Raw genomic sequence first — 23,196 nt, forward strand, 5'->3', positions numbered from 1 at the left:
GGCACGCGAACCGTCAGGAACGCATGGCGGCCCGGTCGGACTCGCTGCGCAGAACGCAGAACTCGTTGCCCTCGGGATCGGCGAGGACGGCCCAGCCGGAACCATCGGGATTCCGGTGATCGGCGACGAAGGTGGCACCGAGGCCCAGCAGCCGGTCCACCTCCTGATCGCGCGAGGTCTCCGGGCGCAGACACAGGTGGATCCGGTTCTTGCTCGTCTTCGCCTCGGGCACCTGGTTGAAGTACAGCACCGGCCCCTCCGCCAGCATTACTTGAGTCTCCCGGTCACCCGGGCTGTCCTCCGGATCCATCGGACGGCCCGTCACACTGCTCCAGAACCGAGCCAGCTCATAGGCGTCCGCACAGTCGATCGCCACATTCTGTACCACCGAAACCATGAGCCGAGCCTTCCTGATCTCCACGCCGAACGCCACCGAGTTGCGCGTCGGGACGCGCCGTCCGGGCATCAGCGGCTACGGGGACGGGGGGTCATCCCCACCCTGCTCGGGCCGGTTACCCGGATGGTCCGGTGGATCTTGAACGGACAGGGTGGACACGTACGGATTTCTGAGGGAAGGACCCCTTTGTGTTGAGCTTGAAGTCGGTGCGCCGCCGCGCGGCACGCACCACTGCCGTCACCGCTCTTGCCGTCGCGACGTGCGCCACCCTGATGGCCGGCAGCGCCGGGGCGATCGTCAACGGCACCGAGTCCACGGAGCACTACCCGTTCATGGCGACGATTCCGGAGTCGGCCCCCAAGCACGGACTGTACGACGGTACGTGCGGCGCATCGCTGATCGATCCGCAGTGGGTGCTGACGGCGGCCCACTGCGTGCAGGGCGACGGCGTCGAGTTGGACGGCATCGTCCGGATCGGCAGCGAACACCGGAAATCCGGGGGCACCGTCCGCGCCATCGAGCGGACCGTCGTCCACCCCGGCTACGTGAACGGCGACGGGAAGGGCCCCAACAAGGACGACATCGCGCTGGTCCGGCTCGACCGCCCGGTCGCCGAGACCCCCGTACGCATCGGGGAGCGGGCCGGGCGGCCGGGCACGCCGACCCGGATCCTGGGATTCGGTACCACCGTCGACACCGATCTGCAGTTCGCGGAGCGGCTGCAGGAGCTCGACACGCGCAGGGGCTCCGACGCCGAGTGCGCCCCCGGCTACGCGGACCGGACCCGGTTGTGCACGATCAGCCGTGTGCCGCGGGCCATGGCGTGTTTCGGTGACTCCGGCGGACCACAGCTCCAGAAGGATCGGCGCGGGCGGTGGGAGCTCATCGGAGTCACCTCGGGTCCCGGCGCCCCGGGGGGCGTGTGCTCGGCCGGGCCGGGCCTCTACGGCAACGCGCCCGTCTACGCGGAGTGGATCCGGAAGACCATCAAGCGCAACGCCTGAACGCCTGAACGCCTGAACGCCTGATCCCCGCACCCGCACCCGCACTGCTGTCGGCGCCCCCGCCGCCGACGATTCGATCATGTTCGGTGCAACCACCAGGAACGCCCTGTCGTCCTCGTCGACAGGGCGTTCGCATGATCCGAAAAGATGTTCGTATCGATCATCGGTATGTGTATGCTGAACGCGCTTCACTTTATGAACATGTTCAAGAGCAAGGGGGGACCGGTGCAGCGTCACCGCGTCATGATTTCGGCTGCCGTCGTCGCGGCAGCCATCGGCTTCGTACCGAACGTGGCCCAGGCCTCAGACCAGCCTGCGGACCGTGCGGGCAGCGTGGCCGCCAAGATCGATTCCGCGAAGGCCGCGGCGGCGGGTTCCGCCGTCTTCCACAGCCCCGCCGAGCGCACCGTGCGCAAGGCCACTGCCGCCGCGCCCGCCGATGCGGGCAAGAACGGCAAGGCGGCCGCCGCTCCGCAGGCCGCCGGCGCCGTGCAGGACAACCCGGGCCTCGCCGTCGACCTGCTCGCTTCGGGCACCACCGCGCACGGCATCAGCCTGGCGTCCCAGATCAGCACCAGCGTCGAGTCCTCGATCCGGGTCGAGATCAACTGGGGTGACGGTCAGACCGAGACCGTCCACACCACCAACGCCAAGCTCCTCAAGTCGAACCACAAGTTCTCCGAGGTCGGCACCCACAAGGTCACGGTCACCCTGACCGACCTGAACAACAACGTGACCGCCACCAACAGCGTCGACGTCCAGGCGTACGGTTCCAAGTTCACCCCGCACGGCCCGACCAGGCTGCTGGACACCCGCGACGGCACCGGCGCCGCCGCGGGTCCGGTCGGCCCGTACGGCACGACGCGGGTGAAGGTCGGCGGCAACAGCGGCATTCCGGCCGACGCGACCGCAGTGGCCCTCAACCTGACGGTCACCAACGCCCGTTCCGGCGGCCACATCACGGCCTACCCGTCGGGCACGGAGCAGCCGAACACCTCGAACGTCAACTTCGTCGCGGGTCAGACCGTGCCGAACATGACGATCGTGCCGGTCGGCTCGGACGGCTACGTGGAGCTCGTCAACCGCAGCTACGGCGACGTGGACCTGATCGCGGACGTCACCGGGTACTTCACCCGCACCAACGCCAGTGGCTACACCTCGCTGGACCCGGCCCGCATCGTCGACAGCCGCGAGGGCCTCGGCACCTCGTGGGGTCAGGTCGCCGGGCAGAGCACGTTCCCCGTCCAGATCGCCGGCAAGGCCGGTGTCCCGTCCTGGGGCGTCACCGCCGTGGCCCTCAACGTCACGGTCACCAACCCGCGCAACGCCGGGCACCTGACGCTCTTCCCGAGCGGGCAGCAGGCTCCGTCCACGTCGAACGTGAACTTCACGGGGGGCCAGACGATCGCGAACTCGGTGATCGTCCCGGTGGGTTCCGACGGCAGGATCAACGTCCGCAACGGCTCCTGGGACCCGGCCGACGTGATCGTGGACGTCGTCGGCTACTACAGCCCCGACAGCAAGGCCGCCTACCTGCCCGTCAAGCCCACGCGGCTGTACGACTCGCGCGAGTGGTCCCCGGTGCCGGGCCAGGACTACAGCTACCTGCCGCTCGGGGACGGCAAGCCGTGGGTCACGGGCTACGTCCTGAACGCGACGGTCACCAACACCCAGGGCGACGGCCACCTCACGGTCGCTCCGGACACGAACACCTGGGCCCAGTACATCGGCGGGACCCAGATCCGGCCGACACCGCCCAACTCCTCCAACCTGAACTGGACGAAGGGCGCGACCGTCCCGAACCTGGTCCAGGCGAGCACCGGCAAGCACGGCGTCATCGACCTCTGGAACCGCAGCTGGCAGCCCACCGACATGGTGGTCGACATGTTCGGTCTCTACGAGTACTAAGCCGTAGGCCCGGCCGCCAAGGCGGCCCGGCCCTCACGACCGTGCCCCGGGAACAGCCACACCGGCTGCTCCCGGGGCACGCCCCTGTCCGGCCGGCCCCGGGCCCACCGAGAACCCGAGCGCCGCCGGCGCGAACAACCCCTGGCATCGTGTTCCGCATGGGTGAACTGGTTGACCGCGTCGACGAGCAGGACCAGGTACTGGGAGTCGTCGACCGAGCCGAAGCGATCCGTCAGGGCTGGCTGCACCGCATCGCTACGATCGTGTGCCGCGACGAGGACGGACGATTCCTCGTCCACCGCCGCCCGGACGACTCGTCCCGCTTCCCGGGCCGGTACAACTGGATGCTCGGCGGCGCCGCCGATGCCGGCGAGTCGTACGAAGAGGCAGCGGCCCGGGAGCTGTTGGAGGAGTTGGGCGTTCACGCGAACCCGAGCTTCGTACTCAAATTCCTGTGTACGGGCGCAATCAGCCCCTACTGGCTCGGGCTGCACGAGGTCGTCATCGCGTCGCCTGTGCGGCCGAGTGCCGGCGAAGTCGCCTGGCACGACTGGCTCACCGCGACGGAACTCGAATCCCTTGTCCGGCGCGAGGAGTTCGTTCCTGACGCACGCGAGGCATTCGACCGGTACCGCCACCTGAACCGGCCGGACCGACCCTTGAGTTAGGTCGTCCGTGTGAACTCACGGATCACTTGCGCCCCATGCGGCGGTCACCGCAGGCGACCGGGCCGTCGGTACCGGCGCCGGGGCGCCGCAGCAGGTGCTGACACCTGACCGGATCGTGCTCTCCGGGGTGGCCGAGTCCCCGCCGCCGCTGTCAGAGGCGTAGGAACGGCGCAGCCGGGACGGCGCTGGCCGGCCCTTGCGCACGTGCAGGAAGCAGCGGCACGACCCCGCGAACGTCCGTTGCCGATAAAGGTCCATGGAATTGGCTGAATTCAAGCCGCGCATCGCAATTTCCCCGCCTCCACCGAGAAATGCGGCCGCTTACGCTCCGGCAAGGCTCGAGCGGCCCGGGGGAATACTGGGGAGCGGCCGAAACACCGGCCGTATTACCCCGTGGCCGGTTTCGGCCGGTAGCGACGTGACCAAGTCGAACCGGACTTGCCCAGGTAGCGAGCAGAAGCCCCACGCGCTTGCCGCCGTACGGACGACCTCGCAATGCTTTCCGGGCGATCCGGTCGCCAGACGTTCAGTGCACCTTCGGCTTTCCGCTTCCACATCCCGGGAGACATATATGTCCGACACCGCACGTACCCCCGACGCCGAACTCCACGACCTGGAGCTCGACCTCGGCGACCTCACCGTCACCTCGATGCGGGACACCGCGGCGCTGCCCGAGGGCGGGGCGTCGTGGGGCTCCTGCTCCTGCCAGGGTTCGTCGTCCTGCGCCCAGCCGCACGCCTCGGTCGTCCTCGAGGCCTGACCCCGTACACGAGAGGAAACCCATGACCGACAGCACCCAGTCCTCCGGTTACGACCTCGACGACCTCGACCTCGGTGAACTCACCGTGACCTCCATGCGGGACACGGTCGCGCTGCCCGAGGGCGGCGCGTCCAACGGCGGCAGCTCCTGTTCCTGCGGCTCGTCCTCCTGCGCCCACCCGCAGATGCCCGAACTCCCCGTTTAGGGGATACCACCGCACCACCGCACCACCGCTCGGCAGACGCTTCCCGCCGTGGCCCCGAGCCCGGCGGGAAGCCCGCGCGCCGCCCCCACCCACAGGACGGGAACCCATGCCGCAGCCGCACCCCACCCCCGGCGCCGACGGCTACCGGGTACGGTCCGCGCCCTACGCGCTGGCCCGCGCCACCGTGCTCGCCCACCCGGCCCAGCACCCGGCCCCGGCAGCCTTCCGGGACCTGCTGGCCCGCCTCCACCGGCTCGACACCGAACTGGCCCTGACCGCCGCACCGCTCTGCGACGATCTGTACGCCGCCCGCGACGGCCACCCCGCCGACTTCCACCGCGACGTCGTCCTGCCCCTGCGTCGGGCCCTGCACAACGGCCGCGAACCCCGCCCCGCCGTGCTCGCCCGCCTCGGCGACCTGCCGGCCCGCCTTCCCCGACTCGACGCCTGGCTCACCCTGCGCGCCGACCGCGACACCCTCCTCGCCGCCCTCGACGCCGCCACGGGCCCTGCCCTCGACGCCGAACGCGCCGTGCTCGCCGCCCTCTGCCGCGAACCCGCCCTCGCCAAGGCCACCGCCCTGACCAGCGCCGACCTCCTGCGCGCCGTGAACCGTGCCGCCACCGGCGCGGCCGACCGCCGGGCCCGCAAGGAGGAGCCGACGGTGTTGCGTTACGCCCTGCGGGCCAGCACCAAGACCAGTCCGCTGTCGTGGTTCACGGCGGTCGGATGGGGACTGCTGGCCGGCGCCCGCACCGACGGCCCGGCCGACGTCCCGGCCCGCCCGGTGACCTCCTGGGGCGCCGCACCCGTCCTCGACGGCCCCCTGCGTTCCGTCGTACGGGCCAACCGCACCCTGACGACCGCGCTGACCCTCGCCCTCCTCGACGCGCCGCACCGCCGCACCACGCTGCCCCACCGCATCACCAGCACCGCGCGGACCGCCGGCGGACGGGCCGCGTACTTCCGCGACCAGCCCTCCTTCGCCGGCGGCCGCTACCTCGTGCCCGCCGAGGACGAGGTGGAGGTGGCCTTCGGGGGACCTCTGCGCCTGCTCACCAGCCTCGCCGAGAACCCCGTACCGCTCGCGGAGCTGACGCGGCAGCTGGCCGCGGCCCTCTCCCCGGCCGGCGGCGATGGCGGCGATGGTGGCGACGGCGGTGATGGTGGCAGGGCCGCGGCCGCCGCCTTCCTCGACCAGCTCGTCCACGCCGGCCTCCTGGTCCCGCAGGACCCCATCCCTCCGCAGGACCCCGACCCCCTGCAGCGCCTCGCCGCCTGGGTACGGTCCTTCGCGCCAGGGCACCCCGAGGACGCGGAACGTGCCGACCGGATCGCCGAACTCGGCTCGCTGACCTTACGGTTCGCCGCCGCCCCGGCCGCCGAGCGCCCGGACCGGCTCACTGTCCTCACCCAGCGCTGGACCACCGAACTGGCCGCCGCGGGCCGGCCCGTCCCCACCGCCTCCGCCCCCTTGACCGTCCTCTCCGAGGACGTCGTCGCCCCGCGCCCGCTGGCGCTCGACGGCTTCCTCGACGCCGCCGACCACGAGGCGCTCGGCGAGGTCACCGCCCTCGCCGAACTCTTCGACCTCGGCCATCTCGTCCGCCGCGCCGTACGGGACCGGTTCGTCGAGCGCTACGGCGTCGGCGGACGCTGCGCGCACCCCTGGGAGTTCGGCGCCGACGTCACCGCCGCCTGGGAGTCCGCCGGACGGATCGCCCTCCTCGACCCCGCCGACCGGGACGCGTTCCCGAGCGAAACCGAACCGCTCGCCCGGTTGCGTGCGGAGGTCGCCGACGCCCTGAGGGAGCAGAACGGTCGTCCTGCCGGCCGCGACACCTCCGGTCCCTCCGACGTCCGCGGTCCCTCCGACGGCTCTGATCCCTTCGGTGCCTTCGACGAGGCGGTGCTCCCCGCGGACCTCGTCAAGACCCTCGGTGAGCGGCTCCCCGCCCCGACCGTCGAACGGCCCCTCAGCTACGCCTACTTCCTCCAGCGCGACCCCGGCGGCGGGCTGCTGGCCGTCAACCACGTCTACGGCGGATGGGGCCGGTTCGCCAGCCGGTTCCTGGACCCTCTCGACCCCCGCGCCACCGCCGAGGTGTCCCGGCAGATCCGGCGCGGCCTCGGGCCCGGCGCCCGCCCCGCCCAGATCCGTCCCGTCGGCGGGTTCAACGCCAACCTCCACCCCCTCCTCGTCCCGGACGAGATCGGCCCCGACCGGCACCGCACCCCGATCGCCGAGGCCGACCTGGAACTCGTCCACGACGAAGCCACCGACCAGGTCCGGGTATGCCTGCGGACCACCGGCGAGCCGCTCGACGTGCTCTACCCCGGCTTCCTCGCCCCCGTGCTGCTGCCGGCCCGGATCGCGCCCCACCTCGCCGACCATCCGGCCGGGGTCGTCGACTTCCGGCCCCTCGCCCCCCGCCGGGCCCTGGCCGCACCCGGCGGCCGGGTCACCGTCAGCTCCCGGCTCCGCCACCGGCACGTGGTGCTGCAGCGCCGCCGCTGGCTGCTGCCGTCCGGCGTGGTGGCCCGGCTGCGCGCCGACCTCGCCGCCGGCACCGGCCCCGGCCGGGTCCCCGCGGCCGCCGCGGCCCACTGGCGGGCCCTGCTCGGCCTGCCCGAGCAGGTCTTCCTGCACCCGGTGGCCAGCGCCCCCAGCGGCCGGGCCACCGAGGACTTCCTGAGCCGGCTGGCCCGCCCCAAGCCGCACCTCGCGGACCTCGGCAACGCCCTGCACCTGCGCTGTCTGGCCAAATGGCTGTCCCGGCACGCCGACGGCGTCGTCCTCGAGGAGGCGCTGCCCGCACCCGGTGGCCTGGCCACGCCCGTCCGGGCCGTCGAACTCGTTCTGGAGGTCTACCGGGACGGACGCCCGCGATGACCCGCCCGCCGAGTCCGTCGAGTCCGCCGGGCCGGCCGAGCGCGCCGAGCCCGCAGCACCAGGAGAGGAGCCTGCCGAACATGCCGTCCCCCGACCCCGAAGCCCCCGCAGGAGGCGACCCGCGCGACAGCAGCGCGCTGGACGTCGTCGCGTACTACCACCACCCGGTCAAGGCCCCGCTGCTGCGCGAGGTGATGCTGCCGCTCGCCGCCGACGCCTCCGCGGACGGTGCCGTCGCCCACGTGGAGCGGCACTGGCTGCACGGCCCGCACCTGCGGCTGCGCCTGCAGGGCACCGATCCCGCCCGGGTGGCCGACACCGCCGCGGCCGCGGCCGGGCGCGTGCGCGCCTGGCTGGGCGCGCACCCCTCGCACAGCGACCTCACCGAGGCCGAACTCCTGGAACGGGCCGCCGAGGCCGGGCGGGCCGAACTCGTCGCCCCGCCCTACGGGCCGGTCCACCCCGACAACACGGTCCGGATCGAGCCCGTCGACCGGTCCTCCGTACGCGGCCTCCTCGGAGCGGACGGGACCGCCCTGCGGGAGGACCTGCTGCGGTCCGGCCTGGACGCCCTCCGGTCCGGCGCCGCCTTCCTCGGCCGGCACGGGGACACCGACCGGGCCCGGCTCCGCCTCGCGGTGACCGCCCTCGCCGCCCACGCCTGCGCCCACCCCGGCGGCCTGACGGGCGGGCACTGGTCGTACGTCTCCCACCTGGAGGACTTCCTGCTCCACGACGACCCGGACGGAAGGCTGCGCGCCGCCTTCGAGCGGCACGGGGAGCGCGCCGGGGACACCGTGACCGCCCTCGTCGGACGGATCGCCGACGGCCGCGCGGACGACTGGGAACAGGCCTGGGCCGGCTTCTCGCAGGGCGCCTGGAGGCTCGCACAGGAGCGCTACGACGCCGGCGCCGACCTGCACGGAGATCCCCTGGCCTACCGGGTCCGAGCGGCCGCCACCGGGGACGCAGCCGCGCACGAGCGCTGGAACCAGGACATCCGCACCCGCTACAGCGAGTTCCACCGACTGCTGCGCCGCGCCGACCCGGAAGGCGCGATGTGGAGCCGCCCGGACTACCTCGTCCACCGGGCCTGCACGAACGCCCTGTACCGGCTGCTGGCCGTCTGCGACGTCCGCCCGCTGGAGCGCTACCTCGCCGCCCACCTGGTCGTCCGCGCCGTGCCCGCCCTGACCGGCTGCGACTGGCGCACCGAGATCGGCGCCGTCATCGACGCGGTGGAGGCACGGACATGACCGGCGCGAACACCGCCCCGACCACGGGCACGAACACCGGCACGGGCCGCGGTGCGGGCGGCGTCGACCGGCTGCGCCCCGGCACCGCCGTCACCCCGCTGCGCGCCGGCCTGCACCTGCGGGGGCGGCGCGGCAGCGTCACGCTGGAAGGGAGCGCCGCCGTACCGGTGGTGTGGGGCCTGCTGGAGGAACCCCTGCGCTCCGGCCGCCTCGCCGAGTTCCGGGAGGGCCTGGAGCCGGGCTCGGCCGTCCGCACCGCCGTCGACACCCTCGTCGGCCAACTCGCCGACCACGACCTCCTCGTCCCCGGACCGCCCGCCGCCGGGAACCCGGACCCCACCGCCGCCGTGCCCCCGGGCACCGCCGGTGCAGTGGGCCCCGCCGTCGCACGGTGGATCGACGCCACGGCCGGGCACCCCGCCGCCGCGGCCGCCGCCCTCGCCACCGCTCGGGCCGAGGTTCTGGCCCGCGACCCCGCCTCCCCGCTCGCCGCCGCCGCCGTACGGGCGCTGGAGGCCGGCGGCCTGCCCGTCACCCGCACCCCCGCCCCGGGGCTGCCGGGGCAGCGGGTCCTGCTGACCGTCCGCGATGCCGCCGGCCAGGACCGGGTGGTCGCCGCCGGAGCGGTCGGCCCCACCGGATACGTCACCGCCCCCGGCAGCGCCGCCCAGGCGCGCGCCGACGCGGCGGCCCTGGCCACCCGGCTCGCCGCCGCCGACGCCGCCGGGGACGGTACCGTGCTCCGACCCCACGAGGTCCCGGGCGCGTTCGCCGCGCTGCTGGCCGGCGCCGCCGCGCACCGTCTGCTGTGCGCGGCCGCCGGACTGCCCGACCCGGCGGCCGAGGGGGACGACCCGCGGCTGCTCCCCGGGATCCCCGCCGTCCTCCTGGCCGACGCCCGCCCCGCGCGTGCCGACCACCACAGCTGGCTCGGCCCCGAGCGGATCGATACGGACCGCCGCGATGTCCTCCTCGCGCCCCCGGCCGGGCTCGGCGAGGCGCTGCGGCGGATCGCCGTCCTCGGGGAGCGCCGCTGCGGACCCCTGCCCGGACCGCTGCCGGGGGAACTGCCCCAACTCCCGGTTCCCCTCGCCGCCTGCACGCTGTCCGGCCCCGTCACCGGGAAGGCCGGGACGCCCCGCATGCTGACCGGCGGCGGGCCCCGCCTCGACCTGGCCCGGTTGGAACTGTTCTGCCGGGCCGCCGAACTGCTGCTCGGAGAAGGCGCGTTCACCGTCGGGGCCGATCCGGGGCACGCCCGCGGCCGTGCCCTGCGCCACGCCGCGGCACGCCGCCTCGCCGCTGCCGTCCCGGACGGCAGCGCCGCGGTGGACCCGGCCCGGTGGTCCGGTCACCCGCAGCTCCGCCACTGGTGGACGACCCTCACCGACCGGCTGGGCATCGCCGCTCGACTGGAGGTGCACCGTGCGGCTCCCAGTACGGAGGCATACCGGGCCGTGGTCCGCCGCACCCGGACGGGACCGGCGCGCGGTCCGGGCCCGGTGCTCGGCGAGGCGGTCGAGGCGACGCCCGGCGACGCCGCGTCCTTCGCCGCGGTGGCCGCCGTCACCGCCGTCTGCGCCGCCGCGGCGGGGGCCCCGGCCGGCCGCCCCCGGCCCTCCGGCGGCGCGGTCGCCCCACTGGCGGCGGCCGGTGCGCGCACCGCGGCCTGGGAGGACCTCGGCTGGACAGCGGGCTGGCTCGCCGACCTGGCCGGGCGGGAGGAAGCCTTCCAGCACACGCTGCACCGGCTGTTCGGAGCCGGCCTCCTGGTCACGCCGGACTCCGCACCGGGCCTCGCACCGGACCCCGAACCCGCAGGCCTGCTGCGCTCCTTCGGCTTCACCGTGCTGCGCACCGCCGAGGAGGCCCGATGACCGCCCCTGCCCTCGTCCCCACTCCCGCTGCCGCAGCCGTCCCCGTGCTGGACGCCGCCGGGGCCCTGGCGACCACCACCGGCCGGGCCGCTGTCCTGCTGACCCGGTGGACGCTCGGCCTCGCCGAGGAACTGAGCCGCCACGCCCTGCGCCGGCCCGTGGCCCTGGTCCCGGTGCGCTTCGACGGGGCGCTGGCGGTGGTCGGGCCGGTGCTCCGGCCGGGCGGCGGGGCCTGCCTCGTCTGCACCGAGTACCAGCGACTGGCGACCGCGGGCGGACGGGTCCCGTGGCAGAGCCCGAAGCTGACCCTGGCCGGAGTGCCCTCACCGGCCCTGACCCCGGCCGTCGAGGCCCTCGTACAGGAGCTCTTTGACCACCCGGACCCGAACCCGGACCCGGACCCGGCCTCCACCCCGGACCTGGACTCTGCCGTCGTCCACATCGTCCATCAGGGCCGCGGCACCTGGTCCACCCACCGCGTCCGCCCCGTCGGCGGCTGCGACGTGTGCCGCCCGCTGCCGTCCGACGCGGAGGCCCCACTGCGCCCGTTGCCCGCGGGGCCGCGCCCGATGCCCGACCCGTCCGTCCTGCGCGGCCCCAACCCCCGTACGACCGGCGCCGGACTACGAGCCGCCCTGTACGACGAGAGGTTCGGGCCGGTGCGGCTGCTGCGCCGCTCCGAGGACTCGGCGTTCAGCCTCACCAGCGCCGTCGTCACCGACGGCAGGTCCGTCGACGACGGCGGCCACGGCCGGGCCCGCACCTTCCCCGACAGCGAACGCATCGCCCTCTTCGAGGCCGTCGAACGGTACGCGGGCATGCGCCCCACCGGCCGCCGCACCGACCTCCTGGCCTCCTTCGCCGAACTGGGCCCCGACCGCGCCCTGGACCCCGCACGGCTCGGCCTGCCCGACCCCGCCCACCACGGCCACCCCGCCTCACCCACCGTCCCCTACACCCCGGACCTGCCGCTCCACTGGGTACACGGCTGGTCCCTCACCCACCAGAGGCCCACCGCCGTCCCCGAACACGTCGCGTACTGGGACGTGCCCGGCCCGGACCGGCCGCGCGTCGTGTACGAGTCCTCCAACGGCTGCGGGCTCGGCAACAGCCCCGAAGAGGCCGCCCTGTACGGGCTGTTCGAGGTCGCCGAGCGCGACGCCTTCCTCATGGCCTGGTACGCGGCCACCCCGCTGCGCCGCGTCCACCTGCCGGCCGACGACACCGACACCGTGCTGCTCGGGGACCGGGCGGCAGCCGCGGGCTACCGGCTCCGCCTCCTGGACGCGACCAACGACTTCGGCATTCCGGCCGTCCTGGCGGTCTGCCGCTACGAGGGCGGGCACCCGGACGCGCCGCGGATGTTCCTCGCGGCCGGCGCCCACCACGATCCGCGGGCCGCCATCCGCTCCGCAGTCGTCGAAGTCGTCACCAACGTCCTGGAGGCACCGCACCGTTCCTTCGCCGAGGGAGGGCCGCGCGATCCCGAGCGGCTGCGGCCCATGCTGGAGCACCCGGAACTCGTACGCACCCTGGACGACCACGTCGGGCTGAGCACCCTGCCCGAGGCTGCCCCCCGCCTGGAGTTCCTCTTCGCCGACACCCCGGTCGTGCCGGTCGCCGAGGCGTGGCCCGGTGCCCCCGCGCCGGTGCCCGACCTCTCGGACCTCCTGACGAAGACCGTCGAGCGGCTGGCCCGGGCCGGACTGGAGGTGATCACCGTCGACCAGACCGAGCCGGGGCTGCGCGAGGCGTTCGGCCTGCACTGCGTGAAGGCCGTCGTTCCCGGCGCGCTGCCGATGACCTTCGGGCACGTCAACCGGCGCACCCTCGGCCTGCCCCGGCTGCTGGAAGTGCCCCACCGCCTGGGCCGGACCGGCCGACCGGGGCGCCACGAGGAACTGCCCCTGCACCCGCACCCCTTCCCCTGACCCGACCTGCGACGACGAGGACCGGACGACGTGACGACGACCGACACCGATACCAAGAGCGACACCGGCACCGAGACCGGCATCGAGACCGGCACCGGCACGGGCACCGCCGCCGGCATCTGGCAGAGCCACCACCTCTTCCTGCACTCCACCACCGAGGACACCGACCGCTTCCTGGTCCGTGCCGCGGCCCCGCTCCTCGACGGCCTCGTGGCCGCCGGCGAAGCCACCGACTGGTTCTTCATCCGCTACGGGGAGGACGGCCCCCACGTACGGATCCGGGTCCGCACCACCGGGCAGCTCCCCGAACTCCCCGACCTGCTGGCGCGGGAGGCCCGGCAGGTGCCCGCCGTGCCCTTCCCCTGGCCCTCCCGGCACGGCGAGATCCGCGCCGTGCCCTACGTACCCGAAACCCGGCGCTACGGCGGACCGCGGGCGCTGCCCGTCGCCGAGGCGGTCTTCGGCGCCTCCACACGCACCGCCCTCGACGCACTGCGGGCCCTGCCCGCCGGGAGCACGGCCGCGTCCCGGCTCACCGCGGCCGCGGACCTGGCGCACGCGACGGCGTACGCGCTCGGCATGGACCGGCTCGCCGCCGCACGCTGGCTGCGCGCGCACGCGGCGGGCTGGCGCTGGGTCACCGAGGTGCCGCTGCTGCCCGGCGCCGCCGTCCACACCCGGGTCAACACCGTCCACGCGGCGCAGCGCACGGCTCTCGGCGGGCGCGCCGCGGACCTGCGCGACCGCCTCCGGGCGGGCACGGCGGCGCCCTGGCCGGCGTACTGGGCCGAACAGGTCCGGGAGGCCGACGTACGGCTCGACGGCCTGGGGGAGCGGACCCGCGCCGCGGTCTGGGGCTCTCAACTGCACATGCTGTTCAACCGGATGGGCGTGAGCCCCGACGAGGAGCGCGCCGTGTGCCGGCTGGCCGCGCGCACCCTGCTGGACACCGACACACCGGCCGGGTTCTTCCCGCCGGGCCACACCGCCCCCGACCTGCAGTACCTGGAGCGCAGCAAGTTCCAGATCGGCCGCGGCGAGGACTCGGCACTGCGCCCGCACGCCCCGACCGACGACGAACCGGCCGACGACGACGAACCGGCCGGCGCCACGGCCGCCGAAGTCCCGCTCCCCGCCGCTCCGTTGCCCGAGGTGTCCCTGGGCGCCGTGCTCGCCGCCCGCTCCTCGCTCCGCGGCGCCCTCACCGGCCCGCTCGACGCGGGCACGCTCGGCGCCCTGCTGTGGCACTCCCTCGCCGAGAGCGGCCGCAGTGAGCAGCGCCTCGCCGACGGCAGGACCCGTACCCTGGCCCACCGTCCCTACCCCAGCGCAGGCGCCCTCCACACGGCGCGCGTCCGCCTGCTCGTCCTCGACGTGGCCGGGCTCCCGGCCGGCACCTACGACTGCGTCCCCGAGCGCCGGACCCTGCGCCGCATCGGCCCGGTGGCGCCGCTGGAGGACATCACCGCCCTGTCGACGTACCTCTCGCGCCCGTCGGCCGACCCGGACTGGATCGGCGTCGCGGAGGCACCGGTCCTCCTCGCCCTCTACGCCGACCTCGGTCTGCTGCGCCGCCGCTACGGACTGCGCGCGCTGCGCCTGGCCCTGCTGGAGACCGGCCACCTGGCTCAGACCCTGCTGCTCACGGCGACGGCCCTGGGCCTGGGCGGGACCCCGCTGGGCGGCTTCCACGACGACCTGGCCCACGAACTGCTCGGACTCCAGGACCCGGACCAGCCCCTCCAGTACCTCCTGCCACTCGGCCGCCGGCCGCACCGGCGCGACGGCTGACACGCCCGGGGCGGCACGCCACGGGGTGGTGCATGCCACCATCTCGGCATGCGCCTCATAGCTGACGGGACCACGCCGATCTCACGATCGGTACTGGTGAAGGACCTCGAAACCGACGACGGCTACGCCTTCGAGCTGGCGAGCCCGCTCTTCCTGGCCTGCGGCGACCGCATCGGCTTCGAGGGCGACGGGCTCGTCGTCGTGCGGGCCGGCGGCGAGCGGCTGACCCCGGCCGGCGGCTGGGCCACTCGCTGCGGCCCCGGAGCCCGACGCCGCCGGTAGGGAGCCATGCGCTCCGTTCACGGCCGACCCGGCCGACGGGAGCTTCCCCCGGCCGGCCGGCGGGCCGCGCGGTGGCAGGCTCAGCCCGCCGCGGGAGCGTCCGGCTTGCCGGGCGTGAGGTTCGGCGGCATCGCCGGCATGCGCCCCTCCACGTCCGCCGCAGCCGGGAGGTCGGTAACGGCCGCGGTGCACAGGCCGTAGGTGAAGAGGGTGGCGCGCACAGTGCCGTTGTTCCTGCCCGTGACGAACCAGCCCTTCGGCCCGCTGTTCCAGGCGATGGAGCTCGCGCTCATGGTGAAGGCGCCGAGGTCGGAGGAGGAGAGGAAGCCACCTCCGCCGGTGACGAGCTGGCCGGGCGGACAGTCATCCGTTCTGGCCGTGCCGACCTGTCCCGGATTGAGGTCGCTGTGTCCCCACACCACGTGGGTGGTGATCTGTCGCGAAGCGGCGGAGTGGGACGCGCCCTGCTGCGCGTAGGCGATTCCGGCCCCTGCGGCGAGGGCCGCGGCTACCACGAGAGCGGTGGTACGGATGCGTTGCACGATGACCTCCCGAAAGGCTCCATTGCCAGGACGTCTCATAGCCCTCGGAACCTCGCTCATCCCTCGCGTCACGCGAACACCGCACGCAGAATCGATCTTCCCGAGCCTCTTCGAGTGAACGGACCCCGGCACGGCCGTGCGGCGCGCGCCTCCTCCGCCCACTCCCGTGGCTGCCCCGTGCGGAGGCATGCTCACGCGTCCTCATGCGACTTCGCGAGAGTCCTTCGAGCCGGCCAAGGACCGTGGGGCGGCCGCGCATTGGAGTGGCCTGCGCCGGCGCCGATGGCGTGGCTCCGGACCGGCTCGCAGCGGCCGCCTAGGGTCGGCGGAACCGTGTCGGCACGACATACGGCCGGCCCTTGCGCAAGAGGTGGCTCATCGTGGAACGCGTCCCGGCCGACCCGCACGGACAAGAGCCGGCACCCGCCCGCCGGATCCGCCGACCGCTGCCCCGCCGCCTCGCCGCCCTCACGGGACTGCTGCTCCTGTGCGTGCTGCCCGCGCGAGCGGTGGGCGTCACCCAGCCCCACGACGCGCGCCCGCACGCCTCCCTGCCGCTGTACGTGTCCGACTACGGCAACGACCGCGTGGTCGTCCTGCCCGGCGGCGGCGGCCAGACCACCGTCCCCCTGGACGGCCTCGTACGCCCGACGGGCCTGGCCTGGGACCGTACGGGCAGCCTCTACGTCTCCGACACGGGCAACAACCGCGTGGTGCGGCTGCTTCCGGACGGGGGCGGTCAGTCCACGGTCCCCACCGACGGCCTCTCGCGCCCCCTGGGCCTGGCCGTCGACCCCGTCGGCGACCTCTACGTCGCCGACAGCTTCAACGACCGCTTGGTGAAAGTGGCCGCCGACGGCACCGGCCAGACCACCGTCCCCACCACCGGACTGCTGCACCCCTGGGGGCTGGCCCTGGAACCCGACGGAGACCTCTACATCTCCGACTTCGTCAACGACCGCGTGGTGAAGGTGCCGGCGGACGGCACCGGCCAGAGCACCGTCCCGACCACCGGCCTCTCGCAGCCCACCGGGCTGGCCCTGAGCGCCACGGGTGACCTCTTCGTCTCCGACAGCGGCAACAACCGCGTGGTGAAGATCGCCGCCGGCACCGGCGCGCAGACCACCGTCCCCACCACGGGTCTGAGCAGTCCGCTCGGCCTCGCCGTCGACCACCGCGGCACCCTCTACGTGGCCGACGGCTTCAACAACCGCGTCCTCCGCGTCCGCCCCGACGGCACCCAGGGCACCCTGAACTCCACCGGCCTCAACACCCCCACCGGCCTGGCCCTCCCGCCGGTCACCCGGACCCCACGGGCAGCCTCGGCGGAGTAGCGCACGCCGTTTCCGGCCGGAGCGCGAACGCCCCGTGCTACCGGCTGAGCGACCTGAGCGCCGCCGGGTCGTACGGCTTCAGCTCGTCGAAGCGGTTGCCGAGGACCTTCGCCGCCCACTGCGGGTCCTGGAGCAGCGCCCGGCCGACGGCGACCATGTCGAACTCGTCGCGTTCCATGCGGTCCAGGAGGTTGTCGATGTCGCCGAGCGCCGCACCCTCGCCGGCGAAGGCGCGGATGAAGTCGCCGTCGAGACCGACCGAGCCGACGGTGATGGCCGGCCGGCCAGTGAGCTTCTTGGTCCAGCCCGCCAGGTTCAGGTCCGATCCCTCGAACTCCGGGAGCCAGTAGCGCCGGGTGGAGGCGTGGAACGCGTCTACGCCCGCCGCCGCCAGCGGGGCCAGGATCGCCTCCAGCTCCTCCGGGGTCTGCGCGAGCCGTGCGTCGTAGGCCTCCTGCTTCCACTGCGAGTAGCGGAAGATCACCGGGAAGTCGGCCTGGACGCGCTCGCGGACCGCGGCCACGATCTCCGCGGCGAACTTCGTACGGGCCACCGCGTCGCCTCCGTAGGCGTCGGTGCGGCGGTTGGTCCGCTCCCACAGGAACTGGTCGAGCAGGTAGCCGTGGGCGCCGTGCAGTTCGATGCCGTCGAAGCCGATCCGCTCGGCCTCCGCGGCGGCGTCGGCGAACGCGCCGATGACGTCGTCGAGGTCGGCGCGGGTCATCGCCCTGCCGGTCCCCTCGGTGCCGTCGACGCGGATGCCGGAGGGGCCGACGGCGGGGGCGTCGGCATACGGCGCCTCGCCCTGCTTGCGCACCATGCCTATGTGCCACAGCTGGGGCACGATCGTGCCGCCCGCCTCGTGCACGGCCGCGGCGACCTTCGCCCACCCCGCCAGCTGGTCCTCGCCGTGGAACCGCGGCACCCGGTCGCTCTGCCCGGCGGAGTCGTGACCGACGTAGGTGCCCTCGGTGACGATCAGGCCCACGCCCGCGGCGGCCCGGCTGGCGTAGTACGCCTGCACGTCCTCGCCGGGCACGCCGCCGGGGGAGAACATCCGCGTCATCGGCGCCATCGCGATGCGGTTGGGGACGGTGAGGCCGTTCAGCTGCACGGGCCGGGACAGGATCTCGGCCGCGCGGGAGGCGGTGGACGTGGTGACGGTCATGCGGGTCCTCCAGGTTGGGGCTGTGGCTCGTCGGGGTGTCGGGGTGTCGGGTGACAACGCGAAGTGCATAGTACACACGATATGTATCATGCATATTGCCGTGGCCGGCCGTCGTGCGGCGCCGCCCGCACGCCGAGCCGTTCAGGGGGTCCGCCGGACCCCGCTTACACGGGTCCGCGATAATGGAGCGCCGGAAGGAGCGGGAGGCGCAGTGCTGGAGAAATTGGAGCGGGAGCTGATGCTGCTCTCGCGGCACCAGGTGCTCGCCCGGCGCGAGCGCGATCCCGAACGCCTGGAGCGGTCGGCGTACCTGCTGCTCAGCCGGATCGAGACACAGGGCCCCATGTCCATCGGACAGCTGGCCGAGGCCTTCGCTCTCGACACCTCGACCGTGAACCGCCAGACGGCCGCGCTGCTGCGCTGCGGACTGGCCGAGCGCGTTGCGGACCCGGACGGCGGCATGGCCCGCAAGCTGTGCATCACCGTCGAAGGCGGGCGCCGGCTCGCGGAGGACCGTGAGGTCAACCGGTCCTGTCTGGCCCGGGTCGTCGCCGGCTGGTCCCCTGAGGAGGTAAGGGAGCTGGAGGACGTGCTGGTCCGGCTCAACCGCAGCGCCGAGGCCCTCGAAGGACGGTTCTGGCCGCGCGCGGAGGAGGACGACACCCGCGCCGGATGCCACCCGCCGCTCCCGCACGCATCCCCGACTCCTGCTCCGCGGGCCCCCGCGACTCCCGCCCCGTAGGAACGCCTGCGCGTCGGGTTGCCCCTCCGGGCCGGGTGTCGCGCGCGGTCACCGCTCCGCTCAGGGGTCGCACAGGCGTACGGCGAGGGCGGCGATGTCGTCGTCGAGGCGTCCCCTGCTGTAGCGGAGGAGGTCGCGGTGAAGAGCCGTGAGCAGTTCGCGGGGCGGTGTCGGGGGCTGTCGGCCCATCCACGCCGCGAGCGGGAAGAACTCGCCGTCGCGGGCGCGGGCCTCGGCGATCCCGTCGGTATAGAGCAGCAGCAGGTCGCCGGGGGTGAAGTCGAAGGCGTCGATGGTGTACCGATCGCCGATCAGCTCCGCGAGGCTGAGCAGGGGCGAGGGGGTGGGCGTCTCGAGGACACGGAGTTTCCCGTGGTTCAGGAGCAGTGGCGGGGGATGTCCGCAGTTGAGGATGTCGATACGTCTGCCCTCGTGCGGGATCTGGACGAGAAGGGCGGTGGCGAAGCGCTCCATCGGCCCTTCGGGGGGGAAGGCGGCGTTGTAACGGGTGCTGCTGGCGTCCAGCCTGCGGGCGACGTTGATCATGTCGGTTTCGCTGTAGGCCGCCTCCCGGAAGGCGTTGACGATCGCCGCGGCGGCCCCCACCGCCGGCAGGCCCTTGCCCCGCACGTCACCGATGAGCAGCCTGACCCCGAACGGCGTGTCGACCACCTCGTAGAAGTCCCCGCCGATGCGGGCCTCCGCCGCGGCCGCGAGGTACAGCGACTCGATCTCGACGTTCCCGATGCGGCGTGGCATGGGGCTCAGCACCACCTGCTGCGCCGCGTCGGCGACGAGCCGCACCTGCATGAGGGTGCGTTCCCGCTGGAGCCGGACGTGGCTTCCGTACGCGGCGGCCACGGTGACCGCGACGATCCCCGAGGCCGTCCACCACGTTCCCAGATCGGGGAAGAGGAAGCCGAGGCCGATCATCAGGAAGAGGCAGACCGTCCCGAGCAGGACGGTGGGCAGGACCGGCCACATGGCGGCAGCCAGGGCCGGCGCCGCGGGCAGGAGGCGGCTGAAGGCCATTTCCCGCGGAGTGGCGTAAGCCAGGCTGGCGATCACGATGGTCAGGATGACCGGTGACAGCCGTACAAGCCTCCCCCGGCCGTATCGCCGACGGAGCCGCGGCCGTCCGGACTCGATCACACTTCCCAGACTATCCGGGCAATGAGGGCATAGCGCTCTGGCGGACGGAGTCGGCGGCTCGCCGCCGACTCCGCGGGCGCCTCCGGGCCGGGGCGTACCTCACCGATCCGGCCCTCCCTTGCGGACAGAAACTGTCCGCAAGCAGAAGCACTGAGTGCGGGAGGCCCGGCCGGCACACCGCGCGGCTCCGTGGCCGCAGCTCTCGCCCCCTGGTGGGGTGAGGGGCCCTCGACCGGCGCGCCGCCTGCTTCGGCCGGACGGGCTAACCCTCCGGCCGGGCGAAACCGGGGGCCGTCGCGGCGATGAGTCCGCGGGCACCCGCGGGTCTATCCCTTGACGGAGACGACCGACTCATCGGGAGCAAGCCATGGGCCTCATCGAAATCGAGCTGTTCGCGACCCTCGACCTCGTCGGGCAGGCGCCCGGCGGTCCCGACGAGGACCCGGTGGGGTTCCCGTTCGGCGGCTGGCAGGCACCCCTGCTGGACGAGGTCGCCGGGGCGCAGGTCGATGCCGCGTACGAGGGCACGGACGCCCTCCTGCTCGGCCGGCGGACGTACGACATCTTCGCCGCCTACTGGCCTCACCAGCAGGGCGGCGCGGACGGTGAATTCGCCACGCTCTTCAACAGCGTCCCGAAGTACGTGGCCTCCCGCGGCACGCCGGACCTCTCGTGGGCGGGGTCCACGCAGCTCGGCCCGGACCTCGCCGACGCGGTGCGCGAGATCCGTGACCGGCACGAGCACGTGAAGGTCGTCGGGAGCCTGAACCTCGTGCAGACCCTCCTGCGCGAGAAGCTCTTCGACCGTCTCGACCTCTGGGTGCACCCGATCGTGCTCGGCGTGGGGAAGAGGGTTTTCGGCGAGGGCGCGGTGCCAGCCAACGTCACGCTCCTCGCACCCCCGGCGGCCAGCCCGAAGGGCACCGTGTACCTGCGCTACGGGCTCGCCGACGGGATTCCCGCGACGGGGGACATGAGCGCACCCGACCGCGGAATCGGAAGCGACTGAGGGAAAGACAGTCACGGCCGGCCCTGCCTCCCAGGGGGCAGTCCCTGGCCGAGGTGGCCGCCACCCTGGGGATTTCCGTGCCGCGGGTCTCCCAGATCGCCTCCGGCGTCAGCCGCAGCTCGAAGAAGTGACAAGGGCCCGGCCGGCAGGGCCGCCCAGTGCGGCGATCTCGGCAGCAGAGGCGTTGCCACCGGTGCAGACCACGGCGACGCGCTGTCCGGCAAAGCCGTCCCGATCGGCCAGTACGGCCGCCAGCGCGGCCGCGCCGGCACCTTCGGCAAGGGTGTGCGCATGACTGGCCAGCAGCCGCTGTGCCGCGAAGATCTCCGCGTCGGAGACCAGGCGGAAGTCGGCGAGGCCTGCCCGCATGAGCTGCTGCGGCAGCGTGAACCCGCGTCCCGTGGCCAAGCCGTCCACAGCGGTCCGGTTCGGACGCCGTACGCAGGCACCGCCCCGCCACGAATCATGTGCCGCAGGCGCGGCGGAGGACTGCACCGCGATGACCCGGCAGGCCGGTGCGAGCTGCGCGGCGACGAGACATGCCGCCGCGGCCCCCGTGCCGCTGCCGACGGGTACCACTACGGCGTCGAGGTCGGGCCGGGCCTCCAGGACCTCCAGATATGTGGTGCCGACCCCGGCCAGCAGGGCCGGCGTGTCGCCGGGGCTGACCAGGTGCCGGCCGCCCTCCGCCGCCAACTGCTCGGCCCGCTCCTGTGCCGAGGCCATGTCCGCCCCGTGCAGAACCGCCGTGGCGCCGAGCGCGCGCACGGCGCGTACCTTCTCGGCGCTGGCCGTTGCCGGCATCACCACCGAGCAGGGCGCCCCGAACACGGCACACGCGTAGGCCAGCGACAGCGCATGGTTCCCCGTGGAGTAGGTCATGAGCCCGCGGGCCCGCTGCGCGGGGGCCATGGCGGCCAGCAGGGTGAGTCCGCCGCGCACCTTGAAGGCCCCGACCGGTTGCACGTTCTCGTGCTTGACGTGGACGGTGGCGCCGGTCACCGCATCGAGGGCCGGGTAGGACCACATCGGCGTGACGGGCAGGTGCCCGGTCAGGAGGTCTCGTGCGGCGAGCACATCGGCATAGGTGAGTTCGTGTTCCATGCCGCCATCGTGGGCGGGACCGTCTCATAGGTCCAATGCCATTTTTCGTGGAGACTCATCAATGGGATTGATAGGTTGGGTGTCATGCTCGACGTGACCCGCCTGCGGGTGCTTGCCGCGGTTGCCAGATACGGTTCGGTCACCGCCGCGGCCCGGGAACTGAGTTATGCGCAACCCTCGATCAGCCACCACCTGGCCCGGCTGGAGACCGAGACCGGCAGCAAGCTCGTCCAGCGGGTGGGCCGCGGCATTCGCCTGACCGACGCGGGCCGGATGCTGGCCGAGCGCGCCGAGGAGATCCTGGGCCGTCTCGACGCGGCAGAGGCCGAGCTCGCCGCGCACACCGGGCTGCGGGCGGGCCGGGTCCGGCTGGCCGCGTTCCCCTCCGCCCTGGGCACGTTCGTCCCACGGGCCGCGGCCGCGTTCACCGCCGCCCACCCCGATGTCGAGCTGCGCCTGACCGAGGCCGAACCGCCCGATGCGGCACGGCTCCTGCGATCGGGCGAGGTCGACGTGGCGCTGCTGTTCACCTACCCCGACGCGCCACAGGCCGACGACGGGCTACGCCGAACGCCGCTGCTCACCGAGGCGATCTACCTCGTGACCCCGACCGGCCTCCCCGGCGACACCCTCGCCGACCACGCCACGCGCCGGTGGATCGCCGGATGCGAGCGATGCCGCAACCACCTGGTGCGATCCTGCGCCGCCACCGGCTTCACGCCGGACATCGCCTTCACCACCGACGACTACGTGGCAGTACAGGCACTCGTCGCGGCCGGACTGGGAGTCACCACGCTGCCGGCCCTGGCCCTGACCGCCCAGCGCAACCCTTCGGTCAGGGTGGTGCCCCTCCCCGATCAGCAACGGTCGATCGACGCCGCGGTGCACGGAGAACCCCCCGACCCACCGGCGACCGGGGCGCTGCTGGAACACCTCGCGCAGGCCGCGGCGACGACACCCCCTCCGCGTTGAGGCAGCTCGGAAATCGATGGCCGGTGTCGAGCCCGTCGATGTGGTCAACGTGCTCGTGCGTCATCACCACCGCGTCCGTGACGGCGTTGCGGTGACACCTCCGGTCGATCACAAACCGCACAGCCGGTAAAGCCTTGGCCCCTATGGAGTGAATCGTGCCGGAACCTCGTGACCCTTGGCCGGAACCCTCCATACGTTGGC

20 protein-coding genes are annotated in these 23,196 nt (G+C 73.6%); 15 read left to right on the plus strand and 5 right to left on the minus strand.

All coding sequences use genetic code 11. The features are described 5' to 3' along the window. Positions 1–13 precede the first annotated feature (13 nt). Positions 14–397: a VOC family protein gene (locus ACIPYQ_RS10800; RefSeq protein ID WP_401249361.1), complete on the minus strand. Its 384-nt coding sequence runs from the start codon at positions 395–397 to the stop codon at positions 14–16. Positions 398–585: 188 nt separating this feature from the next. On the opposite strand from ACIPYQ_RS10800, the gene ACIPYQ_RS10805 reads away from it, so the two are divergent. The 11 genes from ACIPYQ_RS10805 to ACIPYQ_RS10855 all read left to right on the plus strand — a co-directional run bounded on the left by ACIPYQ_RS10805 (position 586) and on the right by ACIPYQ_RS10855 (position 14,972). Beyond that, positions 586–1,401, plus strand: a complete 816-nt coding sequence (locus ACIPYQ_RS10805) for a S1 family peptidase (RefSeq protein ID WP_401248615.1) — start codon at positions 586–588, stop codon at positions 1,399–1,401. 243 nt (positions 1,402–1,644) lie between these two features. Further along, a complete protein-coding gene (locus ACIPYQ_RS10810; protein WP_401248618.1) occupies positions 1,645–3,309 on the plus strand; it encodes a hypothetical protein in 1,665 nt (554 codons plus the stop codon). 158 nt (positions 3,310–3,467) lie between these two features. Next, complete coding sequence (locus ACIPYQ_RS10815; protein WP_401248620.1) at positions 3,468–3,977, plus strand: NUDIX hydrolase; 510 nt, start codon at positions 3,468–3,470, stop codon at positions 3,975–3,977. A 571-nt stretch (positions 3,978–4,548) separates the two neighbouring features. Then, complete coding sequence (locus ACIPYQ_RS10820; protein WP_361767551.1) at positions 4,549–4,737, plus strand: thiazolylpeptide-type bacteriocin; 189 nt, start codon at positions 4,549–4,551, stop codon at positions 4,735–4,737. A 22-nt stretch (positions 4,738–4,759) separates the two neighbouring features. Further along, positions 4,760–4,942 (plus strand): thiazolylpeptide-type bacteriocin, encoded by a 183-nt coding sequence (locus ACIPYQ_RS10825; RefSeq protein ID WP_319733590.1) that lies wholly within the window; start codon positions 4,760–4,762, stop codon positions 4,940–4,942. A gap of 106 nt (positions 4,943–5,048) precedes the next feature. Continuing rightward, the gene (locus tag ACIPYQ_RS10830; protein ID WP_401248623.1) at positions 5,049–7,835 is read left to right on the plus strand and encodes a lantibiotic dehydratase; all 2,787 of its coding nucleotides are present in this window, start codon (positions 5,049–5,051) and stop codon (positions 7,833–7,835) included. An 80-nt stretch (positions 7,836–7,915) separates the two neighbouring features. Continuing rightward, complete coding sequence (locus ACIPYQ_RS10835; protein ID WP_401248626.1) at positions 7,916–9,091, plus strand: lantibiotic dehydratase C-terminal domain-containing protein; 1,176 nt, start codon at positions 7,916–7,918, stop codon at positions 9,089–9,091. After that, complete coding sequence (locus ACIPYQ_RS10840; protein WP_401248629.1) at positions 9,088–10,968, plus strand: hypothetical protein; 1,881 nt, start codon at positions 9,088–9,090, stop codon at positions 10,966–10,968. Before ACIPYQ_RS10835 ends, ACIPYQ_RS10840 begins: the two co-directional genes overlap by 4 nt. After that, entirely contained in the window at positions 10,965–12,899 is a 1,935-nt protein-coding gene (locus tag ACIPYQ_RS10845; RefSeq protein WP_401248632.1) for a TOMM precursor leader peptide-binding protein, read from the plus strand. Before ACIPYQ_RS10840 ends, ACIPYQ_RS10845 begins: the two co-directional genes overlap by 4 nt. Before the next feature lie 30 nt (positions 12,900–12,929). After that, positions 12,930–14,690 (plus strand): thiopeptide-type bacteriocin biosynthesis protein, encoded by a 1,761-nt coding sequence (locus ACIPYQ_RS10850; RefSeq protein WP_401248634.1) that lies wholly within the window; start codon positions 12,930–12,932, stop codon positions 14,688–14,690. A gap of 48 nt (positions 14,691–14,738) precedes the next feature. After that, positions 14,739–14,972 carry a hypothetical protein gene (locus tag ACIPYQ_RS10855; RefSeq protein WP_401248637.1) on the plus strand — a complete coding sequence of 78 codons (234 nt, stop codon included), beginning with the start codon at positions 14,739–14,741 and terminating at the stop codon, positions 14,970–14,972. 80 nt (positions 14,973–15,052) lie between these two features. Here the strand turns inward: ACIPYQ_RS10855 and ACIPYQ_RS10860 are convergent, their stop codons facing one another. Further along, positions 15,053–15,514, minus strand: a complete 462-nt coding sequence (locus tag ACIPYQ_RS10860; RefSeq protein ID WP_401248640.1) for a hypothetical protein — start codon at positions 15,512–15,514, stop codon at positions 15,053–15,055. 380 nt (positions 15,515–15,894) lie between these two features. Between ACIPYQ_RS10860 and ACIPYQ_RS10865 the strand changes: the two genes are divergently transcribed. Next, positions 15,895–16,848: an SMP-30/gluconolactonase/LRE family protein gene (locus ACIPYQ_RS10865; protein WP_401248642.1), complete on the plus strand. Its 954-nt coding sequence runs from the start codon at positions 15,895–15,897 to the stop codon at positions 16,846–16,848. A 37-nt stretch (positions 16,849–16,885) separates the two neighbouring features. Here ACIPYQ_RS10865 and ACIPYQ_RS10870 read toward each other — a convergent pair whose 3' ends face one another. Continuing rightward, complete coding sequence (locus ACIPYQ_RS10870) at positions 16,886–18,016, minus strand: NADH:flavin oxidoreductase (protein WP_401248645.1); 1,131 nt, start codon at positions 18,014–18,016, stop codon at positions 16,886–16,888. A 238-nt stretch (positions 18,017–18,254) separates the two neighbouring features. Between ACIPYQ_RS10870 and ACIPYQ_RS10875 the strand changes: the two genes are divergently transcribed. Continuing rightward, positions 18,255–18,758, plus strand: a complete 504-nt coding sequence (locus ACIPYQ_RS10875) for a MarR family winged helix-turn-helix transcriptional regulator (RefSeq protein ID WP_401249364.1) — start codon at positions 18,255–18,257, stop codon at positions 18,756–18,758. 60 nt (positions 18,759–18,818) lie between these two features. On the opposite strand, the gene ACIPYQ_RS10880 is transcribed toward ACIPYQ_RS10875, so the two are convergent. Next, positions 18,819–19,910 carry a PP2C family protein-serine/threonine phosphatase gene (locus ACIPYQ_RS10880; RefSeq protein WP_401248648.1) on the minus strand — a complete coding sequence of 364 codons (1,092 nt, stop codon included), beginning with the start codon at positions 19,908–19,910 and terminating at the stop codon, positions 18,819–18,821. A 367-nt stretch (positions 19,911–20,277) separates the two neighbouring features. Between ACIPYQ_RS10880 and ACIPYQ_RS10885 the strand changes: the two genes are divergently transcribed. Continuing rightward, positions 20,278–20,919, plus strand: a complete 642-nt coding sequence (locus tag ACIPYQ_RS10885; RefSeq protein ID WP_401248650.1) for a dihydrofolate reductase family protein — start codon at positions 20,278–20,280, stop codon at positions 20,917–20,919. Between the two features lie 108 nt (positions 20,920–21,027). Here ACIPYQ_RS10885 and ACIPYQ_RS10890 read toward each other — a convergent pair whose 3' ends face one another. Continuing rightward, positions 21,028–22,023, minus strand: coding sequence for a threonine/serine dehydratase (locus tag ACIPYQ_RS10890; RefSeq protein ID WP_401248653.1), 996 nt, complete (start codon positions 22,021–22,023; stop codon positions 21,028–21,030). 84 nt (positions 22,024–22,107) lie between these two features. On the opposite strand from ACIPYQ_RS10890, the gene ACIPYQ_RS10895 reads away from it, so the two are divergent. Continuing rightward, positions 22,108–22,995 carry a LysR family transcriptional regulator gene (locus ACIPYQ_RS10895; protein ID WP_401248656.1) on the plus strand — a complete coding sequence of 296 codons (888 nt, stop codon included), beginning with the start codon at positions 22,108–22,110 and terminating at the stop codon, positions 22,993–22,995. The last annotated feature ends 201 nt before the right edge of the window (positions 22,996–23,196 follow it).

The organism is Streptomyces sp. NPDC090045, from assembly GCF_044747975.1.
Taxonomy (GTDB): Bacteria; Actinomycetota; Actinomycetes; order Streptomycetales; family Streptomycetaceae; genus Streptomyces.

Bases quoted from the DNA above. Each gene is read 5' to 3' on its own strand.
- ACIPYQ_RS10800 (WP_401249361.1), bottom strand. From the start codon at position 397: ATGGTTTCGGTGGTACAGAATGTGGCGATCGACTGTGCGGACGCCTAT.
- ACIPYQ_RS10810 (WP_401248618.1), top strand. From the start codon at position 1,645: ATGATTTCGGCTGCCGTCGTCGCGGCAGCCATCGGCTTCGTACCGAAC.
- ACIPYQ_RS10815 (WP_401248620.1), top strand. From the start codon at position 3,468: ATGGGTGAACTGGTTGACCGCGTCGACGAGCAGGACCAGGTACTGGGA.
- ACIPYQ_RS10820 (WP_361767551.1), top strand. From the start codon at position 4,549: ATGTCCGACACCGCACGTACCCCCGACGCCGAACTCCACGACCTGGAG.
- ACIPYQ_RS10825 (WP_319733590.1), top strand. From the start codon at position 4,760: ATGACCGACAGCACCCAGTCCTCCGGTTACGACCTCGACGACCTCGAC.
- ACIPYQ_RS10830 (WP_401248623.1), top strand. From the start codon at position 5,049: ATGCCGCAGCCGCACCCCACCCCCGGCGCCGACGGCTACCGGGTACGG.
- ACIPYQ_RS10835 (WP_401248626.1), top strand. From the start codon at position 7,916: ATGCCGTCCCCCGACCCCGAAGCCCCCGCAGGAGGCGACCCGCGCGAC.
- ACIPYQ_RS10840 (WP_401248629.1), top strand. From the start codon at position 9,088: ATGACCGGCGCGAACACCGCCCCGACCACGGGCACGAACACCGGCACG.
- ACIPYQ_RS10845 (WP_401248632.1), top strand. From the start codon at position 10,965: ATGACCGCCCCTGCCCTCGTCCCCACTCCCGCTGCCGCAGCCGTCCCC.
- ACIPYQ_RS10855 (WP_401248637.1), top strand. From the start codon at position 14,739: ATGCGCCTCATAGCTGACGGGACCACGCCGATCTCACGATCGGTACTG.
- ACIPYQ_RS10870 (WP_401248645.1), bottom strand. From the start codon at position 18,016: ATGACCGTCACCACGTCCACCGCCTCCCGCGCGGCCGAGATCCTGTCC.
- ACIPYQ_RS10875 (WP_401249364.1), top strand. From the start codon at position 18,255: ATGCTGCTCTCGCGGCACCAGGTGCTCGCCCGGCGCGAGCGCGATCCC.
- ACIPYQ_RS10885 (WP_401248650.1), top strand. From the start codon at position 20,278: ATGGGCCTCATCGAAATCGAGCTGTTCGCGACCCTCGACCTCGTCGGG.
- ACIPYQ_RS10890 (WP_401248653.1), bottom strand. From the start codon at position 22,023: ATGGAACACGAACTCACCTATGCCGATGTGCTCGCCGCACGAGACCTC.
- ACIPYQ_RS10895 (WP_401248656.1), top strand. From the start codon at position 22,108: ATGCTCGACGTGACCCGCCTGCGGGTGCTTGCCGCGGTTGCCAGATAC.